Below are 20,173 nucleotides of genomic sequence, written 5' to 3' on the forward strand. Positions count from 1 at the left end.
GCAGGGGTGCAGATGTTAGACAACAGTTTTGAGCTTTTGGCTAAACTGAAAAAGCTGGGATTCATCAAAGAAGAGAGAGACCCTTACTGGTGGCCGGGCAGCGGAACTTTTGAAGTTGTTGTGGGTGCGGTTCTAACGCAAAACACCAAATGGGAAAAGGTGGAAGTGGCACTGAAAAATCTTAAAAACCTTGATTTGCTGAGTCTTGAAAAGTTAGCCGAGGCTGACCAGAAGCTATTGGCCGAGGCTGTAAGACCGGCCGGATTTTACAATACCAAATCATTCAGACTCAAAAAGCTGGCAATCAATATGCTCAAAGATTTCGGCAGTTTCGAAGCATTCAGGGCAAAACCTAGCAGACGTTGGCTTTTGGAGCAAAAAGGTATCGGCAAAGAGACGGCAGACTCTATTTTATGCTATGCCTGCTATAAAAATTTTATGGTGGTAGACAGCTATACTTCCCGGTTGCTTAGAGCTTTTGGATACGAGTTTGAAGAGTATGATGAGATACAGGAGTGGTTAATAGAGGGTATATATGCAAATCTTGACAAAATATATGAGCTTTATGGCAAAGAGATGCCGCTTCATATGATATATGCAAGGTTTCACGGAAAGATTGTGGAGTTTTGCAAGGAGAACTGCAAAGGAAAGAACAAAAATGAGAAGATAAAAAGGCTGCTTTCATGAAAGGGAACATATATGAGCTTCAGAAGCTTTTGGACGAATTTATAGAAAAGAGGAATTGGCAAAAGTATCATTCTCCTAAAAATCTCTCAATGGCTATAAGCATAGAAGCGTCAGAACTTATGGAGCATTTTCTATGGTGTGAAAAAAATGCTTCAGAGTTTAGTAAAGAGGAAAGAGAAGAGATAGGAGAAGAGATGGCTGATGTCCTTCATTTTCTTCTCAGGCTCTCTTCCGTAATGGATATAGACCTTTATGAGGCTTCGAAGAAAAAGATAGCCAAAAACGAAAAGAGGTTTAAGATAGAAGATGCAAATAGTATAAAAAAGAAAGGGTGTTAATGCTTACGACACAAAAACTGACTCAAAGATACGGCAAAAAAGTTTTGTTTGACAATATTAATATAAAACTGGACAAAGGCAAAAGATATGGTCTCATAGGTGCCAATGGAGCAGGAAAGAGTACTTTTCTGAAAATTTTGGCAGGGCAGATTGAGCCTACGGATGGTGAAGTACAGATACAGCCTGGATTGAAACTCGGAGTTCTCGGCCAAAATCAATACGCTTTTGAAGACTTCACTCTAAAAGATGCAGTACTTTTCGGCAACAAGAGACTATATGAGGCGCAAAAAGAGAAAGAGAAGCTTTATATGGAGGGTGATTTTGAAAGTGATGAGGTAAATAACCGCCTTGCAGAGCTTGAGATGATATGCGCGGAAGAAGACCCCACATACGAGAGTGAGGTGCATATAGAAAAACTACTTGAAGCCCTCGGTTTTCCTACTTCACGGCACAATGACCTTATGAGCTCTCTTACCGGAGGCGACAAGTTCAAAATACTGCTGGCGCAGGTGCTTTTTTTGAAGCCCGATATTCTTCTGCTCGATGAGCCTACCAACAATCTTGATATCGAGACGATAGCTTGGCTTGAAAACGAGCTCAAAAGGCATGAGGGTACTATGGTTGTTATCTCTCATGACAGGCATTTTCTAAATGCGGTTGTGACGCATATACTTGACCTGGACTTTAAAACTATCAGGGAATTTACCGGAAACTATGACGAATGGTATATAGCTGCAAACCTGTTGGCAAAACAGGCAGAAGCGGAAAGAAACAAGAAACTCAAAGAAAAAGAGGAGCTGGAAAATTTCATCAGACGTTTCAGTGCAAACGCTTCAAAAGCGAAACAGGCTACAAGCAGACAAAAACAGCTCGAAAAACTGAATCTCGAAGAGATAAAGATATCAAGCAGAAGAGATCCCAGCATAGTTTTCAGGACGCACAGAGAGCTTGGCAAAGAGATACTTGAGGTAAACGATATCTCAAAAAGCTATGGCGAAAGAAAAGTATTTGAAAATTTTGCTTTTAAGTTTGAAAAAGGGGATAAAATAGCTGTTATAGGAAACAACGGAGCAGGTAAAACTACACTTCTTGAGATCATTATGGGAAATCTAGAGCCCGACAGCGGAAGCGTCAAGTGGGGCGAAACGGTGAGTGTGAGCTATTTTCCGCAGAACACCACGGATATAATAACGGGGGATATGAAACTATATGACTGGATACAAAACTTTGATCACAAATGGCATATAGATGAGATAAGAAAGTGTTTGGGGCGAATGCTATTTAGCGGTGAAGAGCAGGAAAAAAATATACAAAACTGCAGCGGCGGCGAAAAACATCGAATGATGCTTGGCAAAATCATGATGGAAAAGTCCAATTTTCTTGTTCTTGACGAACCGGATAACCATCTTGATCTTGAAGCTATCGTTGCTCTCGGAGAAGCTTTGCACAGATACGACGGCGGAGTTGTCTGCGTAACTCACGACAGAGAGCTGATAGATGCTTTTGCAAACAGGATTATTCATATAGGTGATGATGGGAATATTGTTGATTTCAGAGGAAACTACGAAGAGTTTGTGGAGTCAGGCAGAGAGTGAGAAAATCTAATCTATCGATTTTCTCAGACTTTTGACTTTACAACTATCTTTTTTGCGTCAAAAAGCTCTTTTGCTTTTTGAACCATCGGCTCTTGCAAAATATCCCGGGAATCTATCTCTTTTGCGGCAAGCCCGGCTTGTGCGCTTACACAGCTTCCTCCTCCTTCTATCTCTTCTATCATAGAGCTGCACTGGGCATTTGCTTCAATTTTTTGCTCTTCACTCTTTTTTTTTACAGGGTCTTTTTTGGATATCTTCGTATCGATTCCGAAGATTTCCTGAACGAAATGGCGAATGATTCCATATGAGATTTTCAGTTTTTCTCTGCACTCGCCTTTTGCATCGCTTTCCCAGGTCAAAACGGAATTTTCAAAAGAGATAAACTTTATGCTCTCTTCAAAGCATTTGCCAAGTTCGTAATTTCTGTCATACAGTTTTTCTTTCAGCTTTTCAAAAAGCGCTTGGGGTGAAATCTGTTTGGATGACTGGGGTCTAGGTGGAGAAACATGCCTGTTTTTTGGCTCATCTTTGGTGTCAGGCAACACAGGTGGCAAATCATACTCGTTTTGAAAACTCTCTATCAGCTCTTCTATCTCTTTTATTTTGAGAGATTCGCTCATTTTCAAAAGAGTCAAAGTCAAAACAAAATTTTCATCTGCATTGATCGAAAGAAGAGATTTCGCATCGCTGAGTATTCTGAAAAATCTCTCATGAATGATAGGAGTAAACCGGATATCCTCTTCAAAAAGTCTCTCTTTTAAAAAAATAATCATCTGATCTATGATCATATCGGCTTCGTAGTCCCTAAGCGTTTCTACACTCTCTTTTATCGCTTTTTTGTCTCTTGAGAGAATATTTTCATAAATTCTTTCAATTACTTTAGGGTCAACAAGCCCCAGCATATCAGTAACAGTCTGAACACTTACAACCCCTTTGGAGTAGATAATAGCCTGGTCAAGCAGTGTGAGAGTATCTCTGAGTGAACCAGAGCCGCTTCTGGCAAGTATCTGCAGGGCCTCCGGTTCAAAATCCACTTTTTCGAGATTTAGTATATGCGTCAGATGATTTACGATATCTGTATCAGAAATTTTTTTAAATCTGAAATGCTGTGTTCTACTCAAAATCGTGGGAGGCAATTTTAAAGGATCAGTTGTTGCAAGGATAAACTTTACAAATTCGGGCGGCTCTTCAAGAGTTTTCAAAAGAGCGTTGAATGCTTCGCGTGTCAGCATATGGACTTCGTCTATGATAAATATTTTATATCTTGCTGATGCCGGTTTGTATTTTGTCTGTTCTATCAAATCTCTTATGTCATCTATTTTCCTGCTGCTTGCAGCATCCATTTCAATTATATCTATATGCCTGTTTTCATTTGCCGCTTTGCAATGTTCGCAAACTTCGCAAGGCTTGCTTGTAGGTCCGTTTTCGCAAATTAGAGCTTTTGAGAAAATTCTTGCCGTAGATGTTTTTCCGCTGCCTCTTAGTCCTGAAAAGAGGTATGCATGTGAGAGATGTTTCGAATCGAGTGCAAGAGAGAGAGTCTGTGATATAGAGTTTTGTCCGATGAGGTCTTCAAAACGTTTCGGACGGTATTTCAGCGCTAAAACTTCAGACACTTTTATCCTTTTTGATTCGTGATTCGTGGCTTATGACTCGTGAACGGATAAACATAAATCGTTACACTATTATACACAATTTTTTCCAAGCCATTTTTTTGCCACATTTTTAAGATAATCGGGATTTTCAGAGGCGAACAGCGAAAGCTTCGTTTCGTTGAAATTTCCATTACAGTCGAAGTTTTCCTGCAGATATTCGACTATTGCTTCTCCGGAATGTATCAAAAAAGTATTATTATCAAAATAATTGCCTATTTTATCGGCAATCAGAGGGAAATGGGTGCAGCCCAAAATTACCGCTGAAGGTTTTTCGATGTCATTGAAATAGTGGGTTATCGAACTGTCAAGTACTGCGCCTTCAAATATCCCCTCTTCGACGATAGGGACAAAGAGTCCTGTCGGTTTGGCAAGGATGTTTTTATAGCCTTTTTCTTTCAAAAGCCTTTGATACTTACCACTTGAAATAGTGGCTTTTGTGCCAATAATCAAAATCTTTTCATCTTTTTTTATATCATATCGTTCCAGAGCTATAACTCCCGGTTCAATGACACCTACTACAGGATAAGAAGCATTTTCTCTCAGTTCCGGTATGGCATATGCACTAACCGAGTTGCAAGCGGTAATAAGAATATCTATGTCGAAATTTTTGAAAAACTCCAGAGCCTCCAAAGAGTATCTGATGATGGTGTTTTTGTCTTTTATTCCATACGGAACCCGGGCGGTATCTCCAAAATAGACGATCTCCTCAAATATTTTGTGTCTGATGAGGCTTTTTACGACGGTGAGTCCTCCGATTCCGCTGTCAAAAACTCCGGCTTTCACATATATCCTTTACTATCGACAAAGAGTGATAATTAACGAGTAAAAAGGAGCTACGCTCCTTCATTCATTATCGAAAGAAACTCTTCGTTGTTTTTAGTTTTAAGCATTTTGGAGTACAGGAATTTGAGTGCTTCGATTTCATCCATCTGCTGCATAGCATTTCTTAGAGCCCAGACTTTTTGCAGGGTATTTGGATCGATGAGGAGTTCTTCTTTTCTTGTTCCGGATTTTAGGATATCGATGGCCGGATAGATTCTTCTGTCTGCTATTCTTCTGTCAAGAACAATTTCGCTGTTACCGGTTCCTTTGAACTCTTCAAAGATAACCTCGTCCATTCTGCTTCCGGTATCGATAAGTGCTGTGGATATGATAGTAAGGCTTCCGCCTTCTTCTATGTTCCTTGCGGCACCAAAAAATCTTTTTGGTTTATGAAGTGCGTTTGCATCCACACCGCCTGATAGTACCTTTCCGCTCGAAGGTGTAACTGTGTTGTACGCACGGGCAAGTCTTGTAATGGAATCAAGAAGAATAACCACATCCTTCCCCATCTCTACACGTCTTTTCGCCTTTTCTATGACAAGTTCGGCAACGCGCACGTGGTTTTTTGCAGGCATATCAAAAGTCGAACTGTATACTTCGCCTTTGACGCTTCTTTCCATATCGGTAACTTCTTCCGGCCTTTCATCCACCAAAAGAACTATAAGCTCCACTTCCGGATGGTTTTTTGCGATACCGTGGGCAAGCTCTTTCATAAGTTCGGTTTTACCGCTTCTTGGCGGTGCCACTATAAGTGCTCTTTGGCCTTTGCCGATTGGTGTAAAAAGATCCAGTACACGTCCTGTAAGCCTCATAGGGTCATATTCGAGTTTTAATTTTTCAGTCGGATAAAGTGGTGTAAGATTGTCAAAAAGCGGTCTTTTTTTGCTCTCTTCCGGTGGAAGATAGTTTATTGCTTCAATTTTAAGAAGTGCGTAGTATCTCTCCTGATCTTTCGGAGGCCTTACCTGTCCCGTAACGATATCACCGGTTCTGAGTGCAAATCTTCTGATTTGCGTACTGCTTACATATGCATCATTAACCGTGTCGCTGAAGTTTGCATTTATAGCTCTTAAAAAACCGTAGCCTTCCGGAGTGATTTCCAAAATACCGGTAAAAAGTATATAACCGCCTTTGCTTACCTGGGATTTGAGTATTTCAAACATCAAATCCTGTCTTTTGTATTCCTGCGGGTTTTCTATTCCCAATTGGCTTGCTATTTCGACAAGTTCATCGAGTGTTTTGGTTCGAAGTTCTTCGATTGTATACCCCTCCACCGGGATATGCGTTCTACTTTTGGATTTTTGCTGTGTGTTTTCGCTCATTGCGTCCTCTTGTGATTTTTAGAATTTCTTGCAGTGAAGAATGTGATGGTAGATATAAAAAAGAGCATCAGGTTTTGATTTATGGTGTTATTTTATTATAAACAGCTACAGTATGTCAAGGGAGAGCCGTAAAGAAAAAGCAAACTGCTTTGCTTTTTCAGGCTCGCACGGCGAGGCGAATATGCGGGCGAAGCCTGCATAGCCTACGCCAGTTTACCGAAGAAGGCTGAAGGACGAAGGTTGAAGGGAGAGCCGTAAAGAAAAAGCAAACTGCTTTGCTTTTTCAGGCTCGCACGGCGAGGCGAATATGCGGGCGAAGCCTGCATAGCCTACGCCAGTTTACCTATAGAATGCACGGCGATGGCGATGTGCAGAGCGGAGCGATTGCACCGCCAGACGCCAGTTCACCGAATAAGGACGAAAGAATAAGGAAGAAGGACGAAGGTTGAAGGTTGAGCAAACTGCTCACCAATCACCAATCACGAAACAAACGCTGCATAAAGCATCACTGGATATACAATCGCTCCGATATAAAACATAGCGGGATTTACTTGTGTTTCTGCGGGAACAGGCAGAATTTCCCAAATCTTTTCACCTTTTTCAAGTTTGCCTATAATTGAGAGTTTAAAGACAATATCAAGAAATTTCAAAAACAGTATAGTCATCATCCAGAAATTATAGATATTATATTTTATGCTTACGAAAAGAACAAAATAGAAACTGGGATGTGATAAAAAGAACTGAAAAATACCTTTCTGGTATCTGTTGTAGATATTTGAAAAAATTTCGGCAAAATTTGTGCCTTTCTGCCAGGATGCCTCATAAAGTTCCAAAAGTAACAAAATCGTAACATAAATTATTATATTTTCCATAAAACACCTCAAAAATTATCCGTTATTTTAATATAATTCCACTACAATAATATTAAACAGTTATATAAAAATGGAGCGGATGTTGAAAGAGATTTTGATTTTGAATACCGGCGGTACGTTTAATAAGATATATGAACCGAAAACAGGCAGACTAATCGTTCCAAAGAGCAATATCGCTGTCGAGAAAATACTCTCCTGCTATAAGGATAACATAGACTATATTCTGGAAGGGATTATTTTTAAAGACAGTCTTGAAATGAATGAGAGCGACAGAGAGCAAATTGCAGATGAAATAGAAAAAAGAGACAATGATTTGGTCATTGTAGTACATGGTACCGATACTATGGATAAAAGTGCCGCATATGTATCAAAAAGAGTAAAAGATAGATGTATCATATTTACCGGTTCAATGATACCGTTTGGCATGGATCCAACCGAAGCGGCTGCAAATTTTTCCCTTGCGCTCTCAAAACTGATTTTGGATCCCCAGCCGGGAGTTTTTATAGCTATGCACGGCCTTGTATTGCCATACGATAAGATTTTCAAGGACAAAAAAGAGGGAGCTTTTAGAAAAGCCGAAAGATTATGAATGTTAGTGTTAGTGTGGGTGTGGGCGAATACGGATCACCAATCGCCAATCACGAGTTACGAATCACGAATCACGAGTCACCAATTACGAATCAAAAGGAAAATAGTTGTCGAAAATCAAATGTGACCATTGCCATCTGGAGTTTGATGAAAAAGTTATGATAGAAGATGATTTAGGCGGCGAAAAAAGATATTTTTGCTGCAAAGGGTGCCAGGGGGTATATCATCTTCTCAAAGAGGAGGGACTTGATACTTTCTATGACAAACTCGGGGATAACAAACTAGAACCTGCTGTTGCGGCTACAGAAAAGGATGATCTGGAAAAGTTTGATCTTGATGGTTTTGAAAAAAAATATGTCAAAAAAAGCAAAGAGGGACTAAATGAAATCAATCTTATTATAGAAGGAATTCACTGTGCAGCTTGTGTATGGCTAAATGAAAAAGTTTTGCATCAGACTCCCGGTATCATAGAAGCTTCGATAAACTACTCAAACAACAAAGCAAAAATTGTCTGGGATCCTGATGAAATAAAACTCTCTGAAATTATAAGAAAAATAAGATCAATCGGTTACAATGCCTATCCTTACGATGCACAACTGCAAGAAGAGAGAGCCGTTAAAGCAAGACGGGACTATTATGCCAGGATATTAGTTGCAGTTTTTGCCACAATGAACATAATGTGGATTGCTATTGCTAAATATGTAGGCTTTTTCACGGGTATGAATCGCGATATTAAAGATATATTGAATGTTGCAGAATTTATACTCGCGACTCCCGCCCTTTTCTATAGCGGATGGGTATATTTTAGGGGTGCATATTACGGTCTTAAAAACGGTTTTGTTACTATGGATCTTCTTGTAGCGACCGGTGCGACACTTGCATACGTTTACTCTATCTATGCAATGATAACGAGAACAGGAGAAGTATATTTTGACTCTGTTACCATGATAGTAACTTTCGTGCTGGTTGGCAAATATCTTGAAGTTTTAAGTAAGAAGAATGCTGTAGATACCATAGATAAGCTCCTGGGAACTGTTCCCACGGAAGTAACTGTGATAAAAGACAATGAAAAAGCTCTTGTAAGTATAGAAGCCGTTCGCCCGGGGGATTTGATAGAGTTAAAGCCGGGCGAAAAAGTTGCGATAGATGGGACTATAGTTACTGGTTCGGCATCTTTTGATGAAAGCTCGCTTACAGGAGAGAGCGAACCTGTTTTTAAAAAAGAGGGTGACGAGGTTCTTAGCGGTTCAATATGCCTTGATGGCGTAGTTAGATATGAAGCCAAAAAAGATTTCAATACCTCTTTACTTTCAAATATAATAACACTTCTTGAAGACTCTATCACCAAAAAACCTCGTATTGAGAAACTTGTAAACCGGATATCGAGATATTTTTCCGTAACGGTTTTGAGTATAGCGGTATTGACTCTTATAGCATGGTATATATATACAGGCTCTTTTGAAAAAGCGTTGATTGTTGCAATTTCAGCCATTGTAATAGCATGCCCATGCGCATTGAGTCTGGCCACTCCTATGGCTACACTTGTGGGGATAAATTGGGCGGCAAAACACGGGATTTTATTTAAAGAAGCCGGTTTTATTGAGACAATGGCTAAAAGTGATATGCTTGTTTTGGATAAAACCGGAACGATTACCGAAGGAAAACCGAAAGTTGTTGACGCCTCATTTTTGAAAGAGTTTGACCGCTCGTTTCTTTACTCGCTTGTTTTGACTTCAAATCATCCTATAAGCCGGGGAGTTGCGGATTTTATAAAGGATGAAGGAGTAAAAACGCTGGAGCTGGAAAATATAGAATCTATAGAAGCAAAAGGAGTAGTAGCGGAATATAAAGGAAAGAGACTAATAGGAGGAAATCCGGAACTACTTAAAGAAAAGGGTATAAAATTTGAGTATGAAGGGGAAGATTCCGTTTTTATTTTTGCCATAGATGATAAAGTGTGTGCCCTGTTTGAACTTAGAGACACACCAAGAAGCGGAGCTGCAGAAGCTGTAAAGAAAATAAAAGAGATAGGCATTAGAGTTGTAATGCTTACAGGAGACAATGAAAAAGCTGCAAAAAGAGTTGCAAAAGAGGTTGGTATAGAGGAGTTTTACGCAAAACTTCTGCCGCAGGAAAAAGCTATGAAGATAGAGGAGTTTCGTAAAGAAGGGCATATCATAGTGATGGCAGGAGATGGTATAAATGACACAGTGGCTTTGTCTTTGAGTGATATATCCATAGCTATGGGCAGCGGAGCGGATATCGCAATAAGTGTAAGTGATGTTGTCCTTCTTGACGAAGAGCCCAAGACCCTTTATAATGCTTATGTTATAAGCAGAAGAGTCTATAAATTTGTGAAACAAAATCTTGCTCTCTCTTTGATATATAACTCAATAGCTTTGCCTTTGGCTGTAGCGGGTTTTGTGAATCCTCTGATAGCAGCTATTTCTATGTCGCTGAGTTCCTTGCTTGTAGTGGGAAATTCGATCAGGATAAAGAGAGTTAGTGTGAGTGTGAGTGAATACTGATTGCCAATTACGAATCACGAATCACGAATCACAAATCACGAATAATGAATTACGAATTTAAAGGAAAATTATGAGTAGTGGCGTAGTTGTTATGATGCTTGTCGTTTCCACCCTGTTGGGGGCGTTGGGGCTGGCTGCGCTTTTGTGGGGACTTAGAACCGGTCAGTTTGATGATTATGGTAAGTTTCTTGACGGTGCGAGATTTGACGGGGAAGAGGAACTTAAAGATGCTGTTATGATGGAAGAAAAAAAGAAAAAAGCACTTGAAAAAAGAAGAAAAGATAAAAGGATAATGCCTGATTAATATTTTTAAAGAGGTTTTCCGGGCAGAAAGCCCGGGGAAAAATTACTTAAGACCGTGGATATATTCAGCTACAGCCTGAATATCTGCATCACTATAAGATGCAACCTGTCCCTTCATAAGAGCGCCCATTCCGTAAACATTTCTAGTTCCAGCTTTATATCCTTTTAGGTCTTCAACAAGCTTTGCAACATCCCATCCACCGATAGGCGCAGATTTTCCAAGAGCTTTTTTCTCACCTTTAGCACCGTGGCATCCGGCACATTTTTTGTAAAGAGCTGCTCCGTCAGCTGCCATTAGTGACATTGCGCCAGCGGCGATTAGTCCAACGATTGCCAATTTTTTCATTGTGTCTCCTTGATTGTTTTGTACAAAATTTTTGTACAATTTGGATTAATTACGTCCTAATTATAGGTAAAGAATTCTTTATCGTAGATAATTTTTCTTAACTATTTCAATATCTAAATTTGTTGAAATTTTAAAATCAAAGTAAGAAAGATTAAGGCAAAATCAATTAAAAAAAGATGGAGAAACAGTGAGAAAAGCGGTTTTTTTAGATAGAGACGGGGTTATAAATATAGATAAGAGCTATGTATATAAAAAAGAGGATTTCGAGTTTTCCAAAGGTGTTTTCAAAGCGTTGAAGCATTTTAGGAAATTGGGATATCTGTTAATTATCGTAACAAACCAATCCGGAATAGGGAGATGCTACTATACTCAAAAAGATTTTGAAAAGCTGACAGAATGGATGCTTGGAGAGTTTGAAAAAAAAGGGGTAAAAATCGATGGAGTCTATTTTTGCCCTCATAAACCGGAAGATGGTTGCATATGCAGAAAACCGGAACCTGGTATGATAAAAAAAGCTGCCGAAGATTTTGATATAGACCTTAAAAAATCATGGATGATCGGCGATAAAGAGAGGGATATCGAAGCTGCACACAGAGCGGGGATAGAAAATACCATATTGATTGGGGATATCGACACTTCAGCGAAATTCAAAGTTAATTCGATTTTGGATACAATTTCAATTATTAAAGTATAGAAGGCCGAAAGGAAGCTTATATGAAATACGGTGAAATAGACTTTAACAATAAAACCATTTTGATAACCGGTGGAGCGGGGTTTATAGGAAGCAATCTGGCTTTTTATTTTCAGGAAAATTATCCGGAAGCAAAAGTCGTCGTTTTTGATCTTTTCAGAACGGAAGAGAGGTTTTCAAACGGCAATCTTAAAAGTTTCGGTCATTTTAAAAATCTTCTTGGTTTCAAGGGTGAAATAATAAGCGGTGATATCAATAATAAAGAGGATTTAAAAAGGCTTCTTGATTTTCGGTTTGATTATATATTCCATGAAGCTGCTATCAGTGACACTACGGTTCAAGATCAGAAAATCATGATAGATACAAATGTAAATGCCTTTAAAGATCTTTTGGATATGGCAGCCGAAATGAGAGCCGTTATGGTATATGCTTCCAGTGGCGCAACATACGGGAAACTTCCGGCTCCACATAAAGTAGGAACGGAGGCTCCTGCCAATATATACGGGTTTAGCAAACTTGCAATGGATCATTTGGCCTATGACTATATGAAAAAGATAGATTTGCCGATTGTAGGACTTAGATATTTTAATGTATACGGTCCGAGAGAATACTTTAAAAACAAAACAGCTTCAATGGTACTTCAGTTTGGTCTGCAAATACTGAGCGGCCAAAATCCGAAACTTTTTGTTGGTAGCGACAAAATAAAAAGAGACTTTATCTTTGTAGAGGATGTCATTCAGGCAAATATACTTGCCTGCAATCCAAAAAAGAGTGGTGTATATAATGTGGGAACGGGACTGGCCAGGAGCTTTCAGGATATTGTCGATATTTTGCAGCAAGAGCTCGGTACCGATATGCCTTGTGAATATATCCCAAATCCATACGTAAAACAGTATCAGTTTTTTACCGAAGCCGATATAGAGCCGACTCGCGAGTTTTTGGGATATGAGCCAAGATACACTTTGGAAGAAGGTATAAAAGCGGATATCCCGTATATAAAAAAGATTTTTGAAGAAGAGATAAAATAGATGGAAATTTTGAAAAAATCAAAACCAAAAATCCTCGTTGTTGGGGATCTGATGATAGATCATTACCTATGGGGCAGGTGTGAGAGGATCTCTCCCGAAGCTCCGGTCCAGGTTGTGGATATCAAAAATGAAAGCCTCGTTTTGGGGGGTGCTGGTAATGTTCTAAATAACCTGTTGGCATTCGGGGCGGATGTAAACGTTGCGAGTGTGGTAGGTGATGATGAAAACGGAGAGTGGCTCGAGAAGAGACTCTCAGACAGAGGTGTCAAAAAGCTTGTGCTTATAAAAGAAGATGGAAGAAAAACAAGCAAAAAAACAAGAGTTATCGCTTCGCATCAGCAGATTGTGAGATTTGACAAAGAGAGCAAAGAGGATATAAATGAAAATTCACAAAAAGAGCTTGTGGGGAGTGTCAAGAGAAACATAGATGATTTTGATTTGATACTGCTTTCCGATTACGGTAAAGGGATTTTGACCGAAAATGTTACAAAAGAGATAATAGATGCGGCAAGAGATGCCGGCGTAAAGGTTTTTGTCGATCCAAAAGGCACTGACTACTCGAAATATACCGGTGCCACTTTGATAACTCCAAATAAAAAAGAGGCTTCCCTTGCGACAGGCATAGATATAAAAGATGAAGAGAGTCTGAGAAAAGCGGGATTCAAACTGAAAAACGAACTAAAACTTGATAATGTGATTATTACTCTATCTGAAGAGGGAATGGCCATATTTGAAGATGAAATGACAAAGATTCCGACCGCGGCACGTGAGGTATATGATGTGACCGGGGCCGGTGATACTGTTTTGGCAGCTTTGGGATTTGCTGTATCTGTCGGAAAGGGTTTGAAAGAGGCTGCAAGATTTGCAAACCTGGCAGCCGGAGTTGTTGTGGGAAAAGTGGGATGCGCTACAGCAACGATAGAGGAGATAGAGGAGTATGAGAGTTCTTTGCACAAAAGCAGCAGCGACAGCCATATAAAAAGTTTCGATGAGATAGAAAAAATTGCCGGTTTATTGAAAGAGAAAGGAAAAAAAGTTGTCTTTACAAACGGCTGTTTTGATATATTGCATATAGGGCATGTCAAATATCTCGAAAAAGCGAAAGCTTTGGGTGACGTTTTGATAGTAGGACTCAATTCTGATAATTCTGTCAAAAGACTCAAAGGAGAAAATAGACCGGTAAATGAGCAGTATGACCGTGCATATCTGCTTGCAGCGCTTGAAGCAGTTGACTATGTTGTTATATTTGACGAAGACACTCCTTATGAACTGATAAAGAGAGTAAAACCCGATGTTCTTGTAAAAGGGGGAGACTACAAAGACAAGGAAGTTGTGGGAAGTGACATTGCAAAAGAGGTTAAGCTTATAGATTTTGTAGAGGGAAAAAGCACTACAGGAATTATAGAAAAAGTAAGAAAAAATTAGTTTTTAATTTATGGTTGATAGTTTATAGGAGATAGAAACTATCACCAACACTAACACTTACAAAAAAGGAACTGCAAATGATGGAAATAGTCGAAAGGGATCTGCATTCCCACCTTGAGACTGCTGCAAAAGTGATAGAGGATATGAAGTTTCATATATATACCGCATGTATAATAACAGTCGAGACTTTGAAAAACGGTAAAAAGATACTGATTTTCGGAAACGGTGGCAGTGCTGCAGATGCACAGCATATAGCAGCGGAGCTTACCGGTAGGTTCAAAAAGGAAAGAAAAGGTTTGCCTGCTATTGCGCTTACTACGGATACTTCTGCGCTTACCGCCATTGCCAATGACTACGGGTATGAACAGGTGTTCGCAAGACAGGTTGAGGCTCTGGCACAAAATGGCGACCTCTGTATAGGAATATCTACAAGCGGAAACAGCGAAAATGTCCTCAGAGGTCTTGAAGTGGCAAAAACGATGGGATGCAAGACGATAGGACTTAGCGGAAAAGAGGGAGGCAAAATGGCATCTCTTTGCGATGCAAATATAGTAGTGCCTTCAAATGAAACTGCCCGTATTCAGGAGATGCATATTTTGATAGGACATATTATCTGTGCAGCGGTAGACGAGGCTTTTTGATACAGGGATAAAACTATCCGGTCAGCTCTTTTGCCGCTTCTATAACCATTTGTGCGGATATTCCTTTCATACATTCATGATGTTTCAGCGGGCATACCCTTTTCATACAGGGGGCGCATTCTAGGTTCAGTGAGATTACTTTGCTTTTCGGATTTTTCCACTGGGATGTGGAAGTGTAGTCGGTGGGGCCGAATATTGCCACTGTTGGCACTTTGTAGGCGGCTGCGATATGCATAGGACCGCTGTCGTTTGTGATGAAAAGATCAAGAGCGGCGATACTCGATATAAGCTTTGCAATGTTTGTCTTTCCTGCAAGATTTTTATAGTTTTTTACTCCCAGTTTTAAAAGTTCATTTTCTATATCTTTTGCTATTTTAACTTCACCCGGCCCACCGAATATCAGTATATTGTACTTATCTGAGAGTGCGGCTGCTGTTTTTGCAAATCTGTCAGGATACCATCTCTTTGCGCTTCCGTAGGTGGCACCTGGGTTTATTCCAAGCAGAGGTCGAAGGTTGAAGGTTGAAGGGGGAATTTTGGGAAAATAGAGTTTCAGGTCGCCTGCCGGCAGGTTTGTATTTAAAATCTTGTTGATAAATGTGTTGTATTTTTCTACCTGATGAAGAGAGGTAGAAGGAAGAAGTTTGAAGGCTGAAGGGTTATATTGATAGCGTTTTTTTGAGCCGGTTAAAAACAGAAGAAGTTTAGAGAAAAAGTGGCTTCTAAAAGTGACGGCAATATCATGCGTACCTATCTCTTTTGCAAGTTTATAGGCGGCAAAAAGGCGGTTTTTGCTCTTTTTTGTATCGTCCACAAAGACTCTTTTGACTTTGGGATAGTTTTTTAAAGCTTCTGTTGATACATAGCTTCCGACCAGGGTTATTTCTCCGGGATTCAAAGTTTTTATGAGGTTTTGAATGGCGGGAGTCGCCATGATGGTATCACCCAGCCATGTGGGAAGTTCTATAAGCAAGGTTGAAGGTGGAAGGTCGAAGGTGGAAGGTCGAAGGTTGACGGCTGAAGGGTTAGATGAGTTCATAGATAACCTCTAAAGTTTTTTGGACATTTTTTTCTATGGTGTACTCTTTTGAAATCTCTCTCATCTCTTTTTGTATTTTGACAAGTTTATCATTATTTTGCAAAAGGGTATCTATCTTTTTGACTACCGAAAGATCTTTTGGATTTTTCATTACAAGCTCTTTTGGAAGTATTTCTGCCGCACCGTTTTGTGCTGTTGTAAATACCACATTTTCAAAACTCATCGCTTCCAAAACTACGTTTGAAAATGGTTCGTATCGTGTAGGAAACAGAAATATATCCGAAGCTGCATAGAAGTGGTCTATATCATTTCTTGGGCCTGTAAAAGTCACTTTTCCCTCAAGTCCCATAGCCTTTGCCATCTGTTTATATTTAGATATTTTTTTCTCTTTGCCCAGTATAAAAGCGTGATAGTCGCTGTTTAAAAGCGCCAATATCTGCAAAAACTCTGCCACTCCTTTTCTTTCAAAACCGCTTCCGGCAAAAAGAATGATTTTTGAATCTTCTTTTATTCCAAATTCTTGGCCGATTTTCATTTTTGATTGTTCTTTGTCAAACTCTTTTATCTCTATACCGTTATAAATAACCGCTATTTTATCAGCGTCGATTTTGTAATACTCAACAATCTGATTTTTTACCTGTTTGGAGTTTGCAATTATCTTTTTTGCGTTACGGAAACATTTTTTTTCAAGATAAAGATATGTTAAATGCAGGGGATTTAAAGATATACCTTTGGACTTTAAGAAGGCTTTATGTACTCCGTCACCCGCTCTGTAGATATCGGGGCAGATGATGCGATCGAGCGAGAAATAGAATTTTTTCTCTTTTTTGCCGCATACCTGTTTGTTAAAAAGAAGAGCTTTAAGCCAGGATGGAAGCCATTTTGGAAAATCTGCATGTATGATTTCATAATCGATATTTTTTTCTTTTAAAACATTCGCAACTCTCTCAAGATACCTTTCGGCTCCTCCATATGGAGTATATTTTTGGCGTATGAAACTAATTTTTTTCATATTCTATTTTATTTAAAGTAAGTCCTAAAATTATAACAAAAAGCATAGCAAATTCATATCTAAAAGTAATATTCATAAATGACATTATTAAGGATGAAACAATCAAAGCCATACTGATTTTAGATAGATAGAAATCTTTTGTTTCCCAAAATTTATATAAAGCTGATAAAAGAAAACCTAAATAGGTAAAGAGTCCAAATAATCCTCTTTCTAAAAGCATATCCAAATATGTGTTATGTGCATTATTTATATATCCTTCTATAGCATTTTTCCCAAAAAATGTTTTTGTAGAGAAAAAGATGGAATTTCCCATACCTATTCCAAAAAAAATATTATGTGAAAGCCAAATATATATACAACTTATCCATATTTGTATTCTTGCTGGATCATTAAATCCTTTTTTTATTTTAATTGCGACTCTACTATCAGGAAAGAAATATAAAAAAATCATTGCAAGAAGTGCTATAGCAATAATTGATATTAAAATATTTTTTATTGTGATTCTATTGAAAACATATAATAGGAAAATTATCATTATAGGAAGTGTATATATTGCCATTCGGCTTCCGGTAAGAAATATAAAGACTATTGTAAATATAAATGTAACTAAAGCAAGGTTGTTTTTATTATATAGCCAATAGCCAAATGAAATGACGAAAATAAACATTGCATATGTAGCAGATCTGTTTACGGAACCAACTGAGTTTAAAGACATATACCTATAATGTTCGATAAAATATTCATAAAATCCATATAGTCCAGCAATGATGAAAGAAATAAAAATTGTATTAAAAATAAATTTTTCTGAAATCTCAAATTTTTTATACGGCAACCATCTAAAAAAGAAATAAATAAAAGTTATAAATAGTAAGTTTGGAAACTGTTTTAAAGTTTCTTGTGTATTTACTCCAAATAATATTCCAGTAAAGGCTACTAACAAATGCAGTAGTATAAAAATATCAACAATATTAAACTTAAGATAGATTTTTTTCAAAAACAATTCATATAAAAAAAGCAAAAATAAAATGCTAAGAGAGATATTTTTAACAGCCTCTGTCAGTGGAAGAGAGATAATAAAAATAAATATTAAAAATTTGAACCAAAAATTATAATTTTTTAAAGAAGTTGTCAGCATTTATGCTCCTTGCTTCATATGTGTATTTATTAATGCAATCACTCTGTTTTACCGGTTTTTTATTAGTTGCTACAATTATTTTATAGGCAAAATCTTTTGGGTTGTTTTTCGATAAAAAAATATTTTTGCACTCTTTAACTATATTTGTAACACTTGGGTGGTTCAAAGTTACTATAGGAATATTTGTAGCCATATATTCAAAAAGTTTCATAGGTGAAGTTAAGTATTTTGATTGAACATTGTCTCCTAGAGGAACGAGCAATATATTAGAGCACTCTAAAATTTTTGGAATTTCATTATTATCAACAAAACCCCTGTAGTCTATTCTTCCTTCAAGATTATATTTTTTTACTAAAAAATTGATATATTCAACATCTTTTTTGCTTTGTCCACCAGCAATTCTAAGTTTATACTCTTTTGGAAGCAACTTTAAAGCTGCAAATATAAGTTCGACATTTTTCCATTTGTTAAATTGTCCGGTGTATGTCAATACTCTATTTTGGCACATTTTAACATTTTTAAATTTTTCAATTTCTACTCCATTAGGAAGAACTGTATATTTAAATTTTGGATAATATCCAAATTCCTTTTTAAAAAACTCTACTTGTGAATAGTTAGTAAATATTATTCCATCAGAACTATTTAAGAGTTTTTCAAAGTACTTTTTTGAATACTTGGGTTTGAATATATAAAAAAAAGATTCTTCATGCATTTCATGAATATTTTTAAAATTTACAAACTTTTTTAAAAAGAGAGTTTCTTTTAACTTTTTGTGATGTCTAGTTATTACAAACTTTTGTTTTGTAGTAAAAAATGTTTTCCAAAATTGCATTTTATTTACAAATATATGAACATTGTAATTTTGAATAAATTCGTTTATATTTTTTAAATCTTTTATTGAAACAAACTTGCCATATAAGTATATTTTATATCCAAGTTTTGAAAGGTAACAATAATCTTTAATCACCTGAAGAGTTTGTGCAGAAGAAAATTTTAATTCTAAGGTATGATTGTAAAAAATATTCATATTTTTTTCTTTATTTCCTTGATTACATCTTCTGGAGTTATTTTCAACATTGCTTCACTTTTTTTTATGCCTTTTTGGTAAATTATTTTATTGCTTTCATATTGTATTACTACATGTTTACCGCAATATTGTGTTTTTCTTATGTCTTTATAGCATGATGTTTGCAAACTATTTTCCCAAGGACCCCATACAACCGGATCAGAGAGACCAAAAAGAGTTATAACAGGAATATCTACTGCAGCTGCCATATGCATTGGTGCTGTATCTAACCCTATAAATAACTTGGCTTTGGAATAAAGGGCCGCTGTCTCTTTAAGTGTCAGTTGTCCGGCAAGATTGACAGGTTTGTGTTTAGCAATAGAAATTATTTCGTCAATTATAGCCAACTCTTTTGGATTTGGACTGCCTGTAATAATCACCTTTTGATTATTTTCAATTAAATAGTCTATAATTTTTGCAAACCTATCGATTTCCCAAAATTTATATTGCCATTTAGCAACAGGATGTAAAACTATAAAGTTTTTTTTAAACTTTTTTGTTTTTTCAAGATCCTGCTTTGAAAAGTAAATTTCTATTCTTTTTTCAATCGGTTTTTTATCTAAAAATTCTAAAAAGCTTAAATCTCTTTCTACTGCATGTATCTGTTCAAAATGTGTTTTATATCTATTATATGGGCTTAATGCTTTTAAAAGTTTGTTTTTAGGTAAATAACCAAACTTTTTTTTAGCTTTTGTAAGCAAAGATATTATCGTACCTCTGTCGCCTTCTGTAAGATTGATTATTAAATCGTATCTATTTCGAATTATGTTTCTTGCAAATTCAATCTCAAATTTGATTTTGTTTAATAAGTTTTGTTTTTTGATTAAACTTCTATCATACAAAAAAAGTTTGTTAATATTTACATTATTTTTTAATATCGTTTCGCTCTCTTTGTTGATAACTATATCTATAGTCGAATTTGGAAAAATTAATTTTAAGTTTTTTATCAAAGGTGTCATCAATAAAACGTCGCCAATATTTCTAAACTTTATCAATAATATCTTCATATAATTTCTCCAAAAAATTAAATTGGTATTATATAATAATAAAGTTTTAACATAAAAGTACTTATTAGGAATA

Annotated in this window: 20 protein-coding genes; 10 read left to right on the forward strand and 10 right to left on the reverse strand. The window is 37.2% G+C overall.

What is annotated here, in order from left to right; genetic code table 11:
* The first annotated feature begins 12 nt into the window (after positions 1-12).
* Genes EPR_RS01765 through EPR_RS01775 form a run of 3 tightly spaced genes read left to right on the forward strand, consistent with a single transcriptional unit; the run spans position 13 to position 2,620 of the window.
* Positions 13-687: a 3-methyladenine DNA glycosylase gene (locus EPR_RS01765; RefSeq protein WP_200763474.1), complete on the forward strand. Its 675-nt coding sequence runs from the start codon at positions 13-15 to the stop codon at positions 685-687.
* Positions 684-1,025, forward strand: a complete 342-nt coding sequence (locus tag EPR_RS01770) for a nucleotide pyrophosphohydrolase (protein ID WP_200763475.1) — start codon at positions 684-686, stop codon at positions 1,023-1,025. Before EPR_RS01765 ends, EPR_RS01770 begins: the two co-directional genes overlap by 4 nt.
* Complete coding sequence (locus EPR_RS01775) at positions 1,025-2,620, forward strand: ABC-F family ATP-binding cassette domain-containing protein (protein WP_200763477.1); 1,596 nt, start codon at positions 1,025-1,027, stop codon at positions 2,618-2,620. The genes EPR_RS01770 and EPR_RS01775 overlap by 1 nt, the downstream gene beginning before the upstream one ends.
* 23 nt (positions 2,621-2,643) lie before the next feature.
* On the opposite strand, the gene EPR_RS01780 is transcribed toward EPR_RS01775, so the two are convergent.
* The 4 genes from EPR_RS01780 to EPR_RS01795 all read right to left on the reverse strand — a co-directional run bounded on the left by EPR_RS01780 (position 2,644) and on the right by EPR_RS01795 (position 7,291).
* Complete coding sequence (locus EPR_RS01780; protein WP_420827465.1) at positions 2,644-4,242, reverse strand: DNA polymerase III subunit gamma/tau; 1,599 nt, start codon at positions 4,240-4,242, stop codon at positions 2,644-2,646.
* A 63-nt stretch (positions 4,243-4,305) separates the two neighbouring features.
* The gene (gene murI, locus EPR_RS01785) at positions 4,306-5,058 is read right to left on the reverse strand and encodes a glutamate racemase (protein WP_200763480.1); all 753 of its coding nucleotides are present in this window, start codon (positions 5,056-5,058) and stop codon (positions 4,306-4,308) included.
* 50 nt (positions 5,059-5,108) lie between these two features.
* Complete coding sequence (gene rho, locus EPR_RS01790) at positions 5,109-6,419, reverse strand: transcription termination factor Rho (RefSeq protein ID WP_234697149.1); 1,311 nt, start codon at positions 6,417-6,419, stop codon at positions 5,109-5,111.
* A 479-nt stretch (positions 6,420-6,898) separates the two neighbouring features.
* Positions 6,899-7,291, reverse strand: a complete 393-nt coding sequence (locus tag EPR_RS01795) for a hypothetical protein (protein WP_200763482.1) — start codon at positions 7,289-7,291, stop codon at positions 6,899-6,901.
* Between the two features lie 79 nt (positions 7,292-7,370).
* Here EPR_RS01795 and EPR_RS01800 point away from each other — a divergent pair, with 79 nt between their 5' ends.
* The 3 genes from EPR_RS01800 to ccoS all read left to right on the forward strand — a co-directional run bounded on the left by EPR_RS01800 (position 7,371) and on the right by ccoS (position 10,711).
* Positions 7,371-7,880, forward strand: coding sequence for an asparaginase domain-containing protein (locus EPR_RS01800; RefSeq protein WP_234697150.1), 510 nt, complete (start codon positions 7,371-7,373; stop codon positions 7,878-7,880).
* 106 nt (positions 7,881-7,986) lie between these two features.
* Positions 7,987-10,407 carry a heavy metal translocating P-type ATPase gene (locus tag EPR_RS01805; protein WP_200763484.1) on the forward strand — a complete coding sequence of 807 codons (2,421 nt, stop codon included), beginning with the start codon at positions 7,987-7,989 and terminating at the stop codon, positions 10,405-10,407.
* Between the two features lie 70 nt (positions 10,408-10,477).
* A complete protein-coding gene (ccoS, locus tag EPR_RS01810) occupies positions 10,478-10,711 on the forward strand; it encodes a cbb3-type cytochrome oxidase assembly protein CcoS (RefSeq protein WP_200763486.1) in 234 nt (77 codons plus the stop codon).
* A gap of 42 nt (positions 10,712-10,753) precedes the next feature.
* On the opposite strand, the gene EPR_RS01815 is transcribed toward ccoS, so the two are convergent.
* A complete protein-coding gene (locus tag EPR_RS01815; protein ID WP_200763488.1) occupies positions 10,754-11,056 on the reverse strand; it encodes a c-type cytochrome in 303 nt (100 codons plus the stop codon).
* A 187-nt stretch (positions 11,057-11,243) separates the two neighbouring features.
* Here EPR_RS01815 and gmhB point away from each other — a divergent pair, with 187 nt between their 5' ends.
* From gmhB to gmhA, 4 genes are all read left to right on the forward strand, one after another.
* Positions 11,244-11,750 (forward strand): D-glycero-beta-D-manno-heptose 1,7-bisphosphate 7-phosphatase, encoded by a 507-nt coding sequence (gmhB, locus tag EPR_RS01820; protein ID WP_200763490.1) that lies wholly within the window; start codon positions 11,244-11,246, stop codon positions 11,748-11,750.
* Between the two features lie 20 nt (positions 11,751-11,770).
* Positions 11,771-12,775 (forward strand): ADP-glyceromanno-heptose 6-epimerase, encoded by a 1,005-nt coding sequence (gene rfaD, locus EPR_RS01825; RefSeq protein WP_200763492.1) that lies wholly within the window; start codon positions 11,771-11,773, stop codon positions 12,773-12,775.
* On the forward strand, positions 12,776-14,200 hold the full coding sequence (gene rfaE1 / locus EPR_RS01830) for a D-glycero-beta-D-manno-heptose-7-phosphate kinase (protein WP_200763494.1): 1,425 nt from the start codon (positions 12,776-12,778) through the stop codon (positions 14,198-14,200).
* Between the two features lie 77 nt (positions 14,201-14,277).
* Positions 14,278-14,841 (forward strand): D-sedoheptulose 7-phosphate isomerase, encoded by a 564-nt coding sequence (gene gmhA, locus EPR_RS01835; protein ID WP_200763496.1) that lies wholly within the window; start codon positions 14,278-14,280, stop codon positions 14,839-14,841.
* Positions 14,842-14,854: 13 nt separating this feature from the next.
* Here the strand turns inward: gmhA and waaF are convergent, their stop codons facing one another.
* The 5 genes from waaF to rfaQ are packed head-to-tail and all read right to left on the reverse strand — an operon-like array spanning position 14,855 to position 20,100.
* On the reverse strand, positions 14,855-15,880 hold the full coding sequence (gene waaF, locus EPR_RS01840) for a lipopolysaccharide heptosyltransferase II (RefSeq protein WP_200763498.1): 1,026 nt from the start codon (positions 15,878-15,880) through the stop codon (positions 14,855-14,857).
* Entirely contained in the window at positions 15,867-16,892 is a 1,026-nt protein-coding gene (locus tag EPR_RS01845; protein WP_200763500.1) for a glycosyltransferase family 4 protein, read from the reverse strand. Before EPR_RS01845 ends, waaF begins: the two co-directional genes overlap by 14 nt.
* On the reverse strand, positions 16,879-18,027 hold the full coding sequence (locus EPR_RS01850; protein ID WP_200763502.1) for an O-antigen ligase family protein: 1,149 nt from the start codon (positions 18,025-18,027) through the stop codon (positions 16,879-16,881). Before EPR_RS01850 ends, EPR_RS01845 begins: the two co-directional genes overlap by 14 nt.
* The gene (locus tag EPR_RS01855) at positions 17,999-19,054 is read right to left on the reverse strand and encodes a glycosyltransferase (protein ID WP_200763504.1); all 1,056 of its coding nucleotides are present in this window, start codon (positions 19,052-19,054) and stop codon (positions 17,999-18,001) included. The genes EPR_RS01850 and EPR_RS01855 overlap by 29 nt, the downstream gene beginning before the upstream one ends.
* The gene (rfaQ, locus tag EPR_RS01860; protein ID WP_200763505.1) at positions 19,051-20,100 is read right to left on the reverse strand and encodes a putative lipopolysaccharide heptosyltransferase III; all 1,050 of its coding nucleotides are present in this window, start codon (positions 20,098-20,100) and stop codon (positions 19,051-19,053) included. Before rfaQ ends, EPR_RS01855 begins: the two co-directional genes overlap by 4 nt.
* Between the last annotated feature and the right edge of the window lie 73 nt (positions 20,101-20,173).

Source organism: Nitrosophilus alvini (assembly GCF_015100395.1).
GTDB lineage: Bacteria > Campylobacterota > Campylobacteria > Campylobacterales > Nitratiruptoraceae > Nitrosophilus > Nitrosophilus alvini.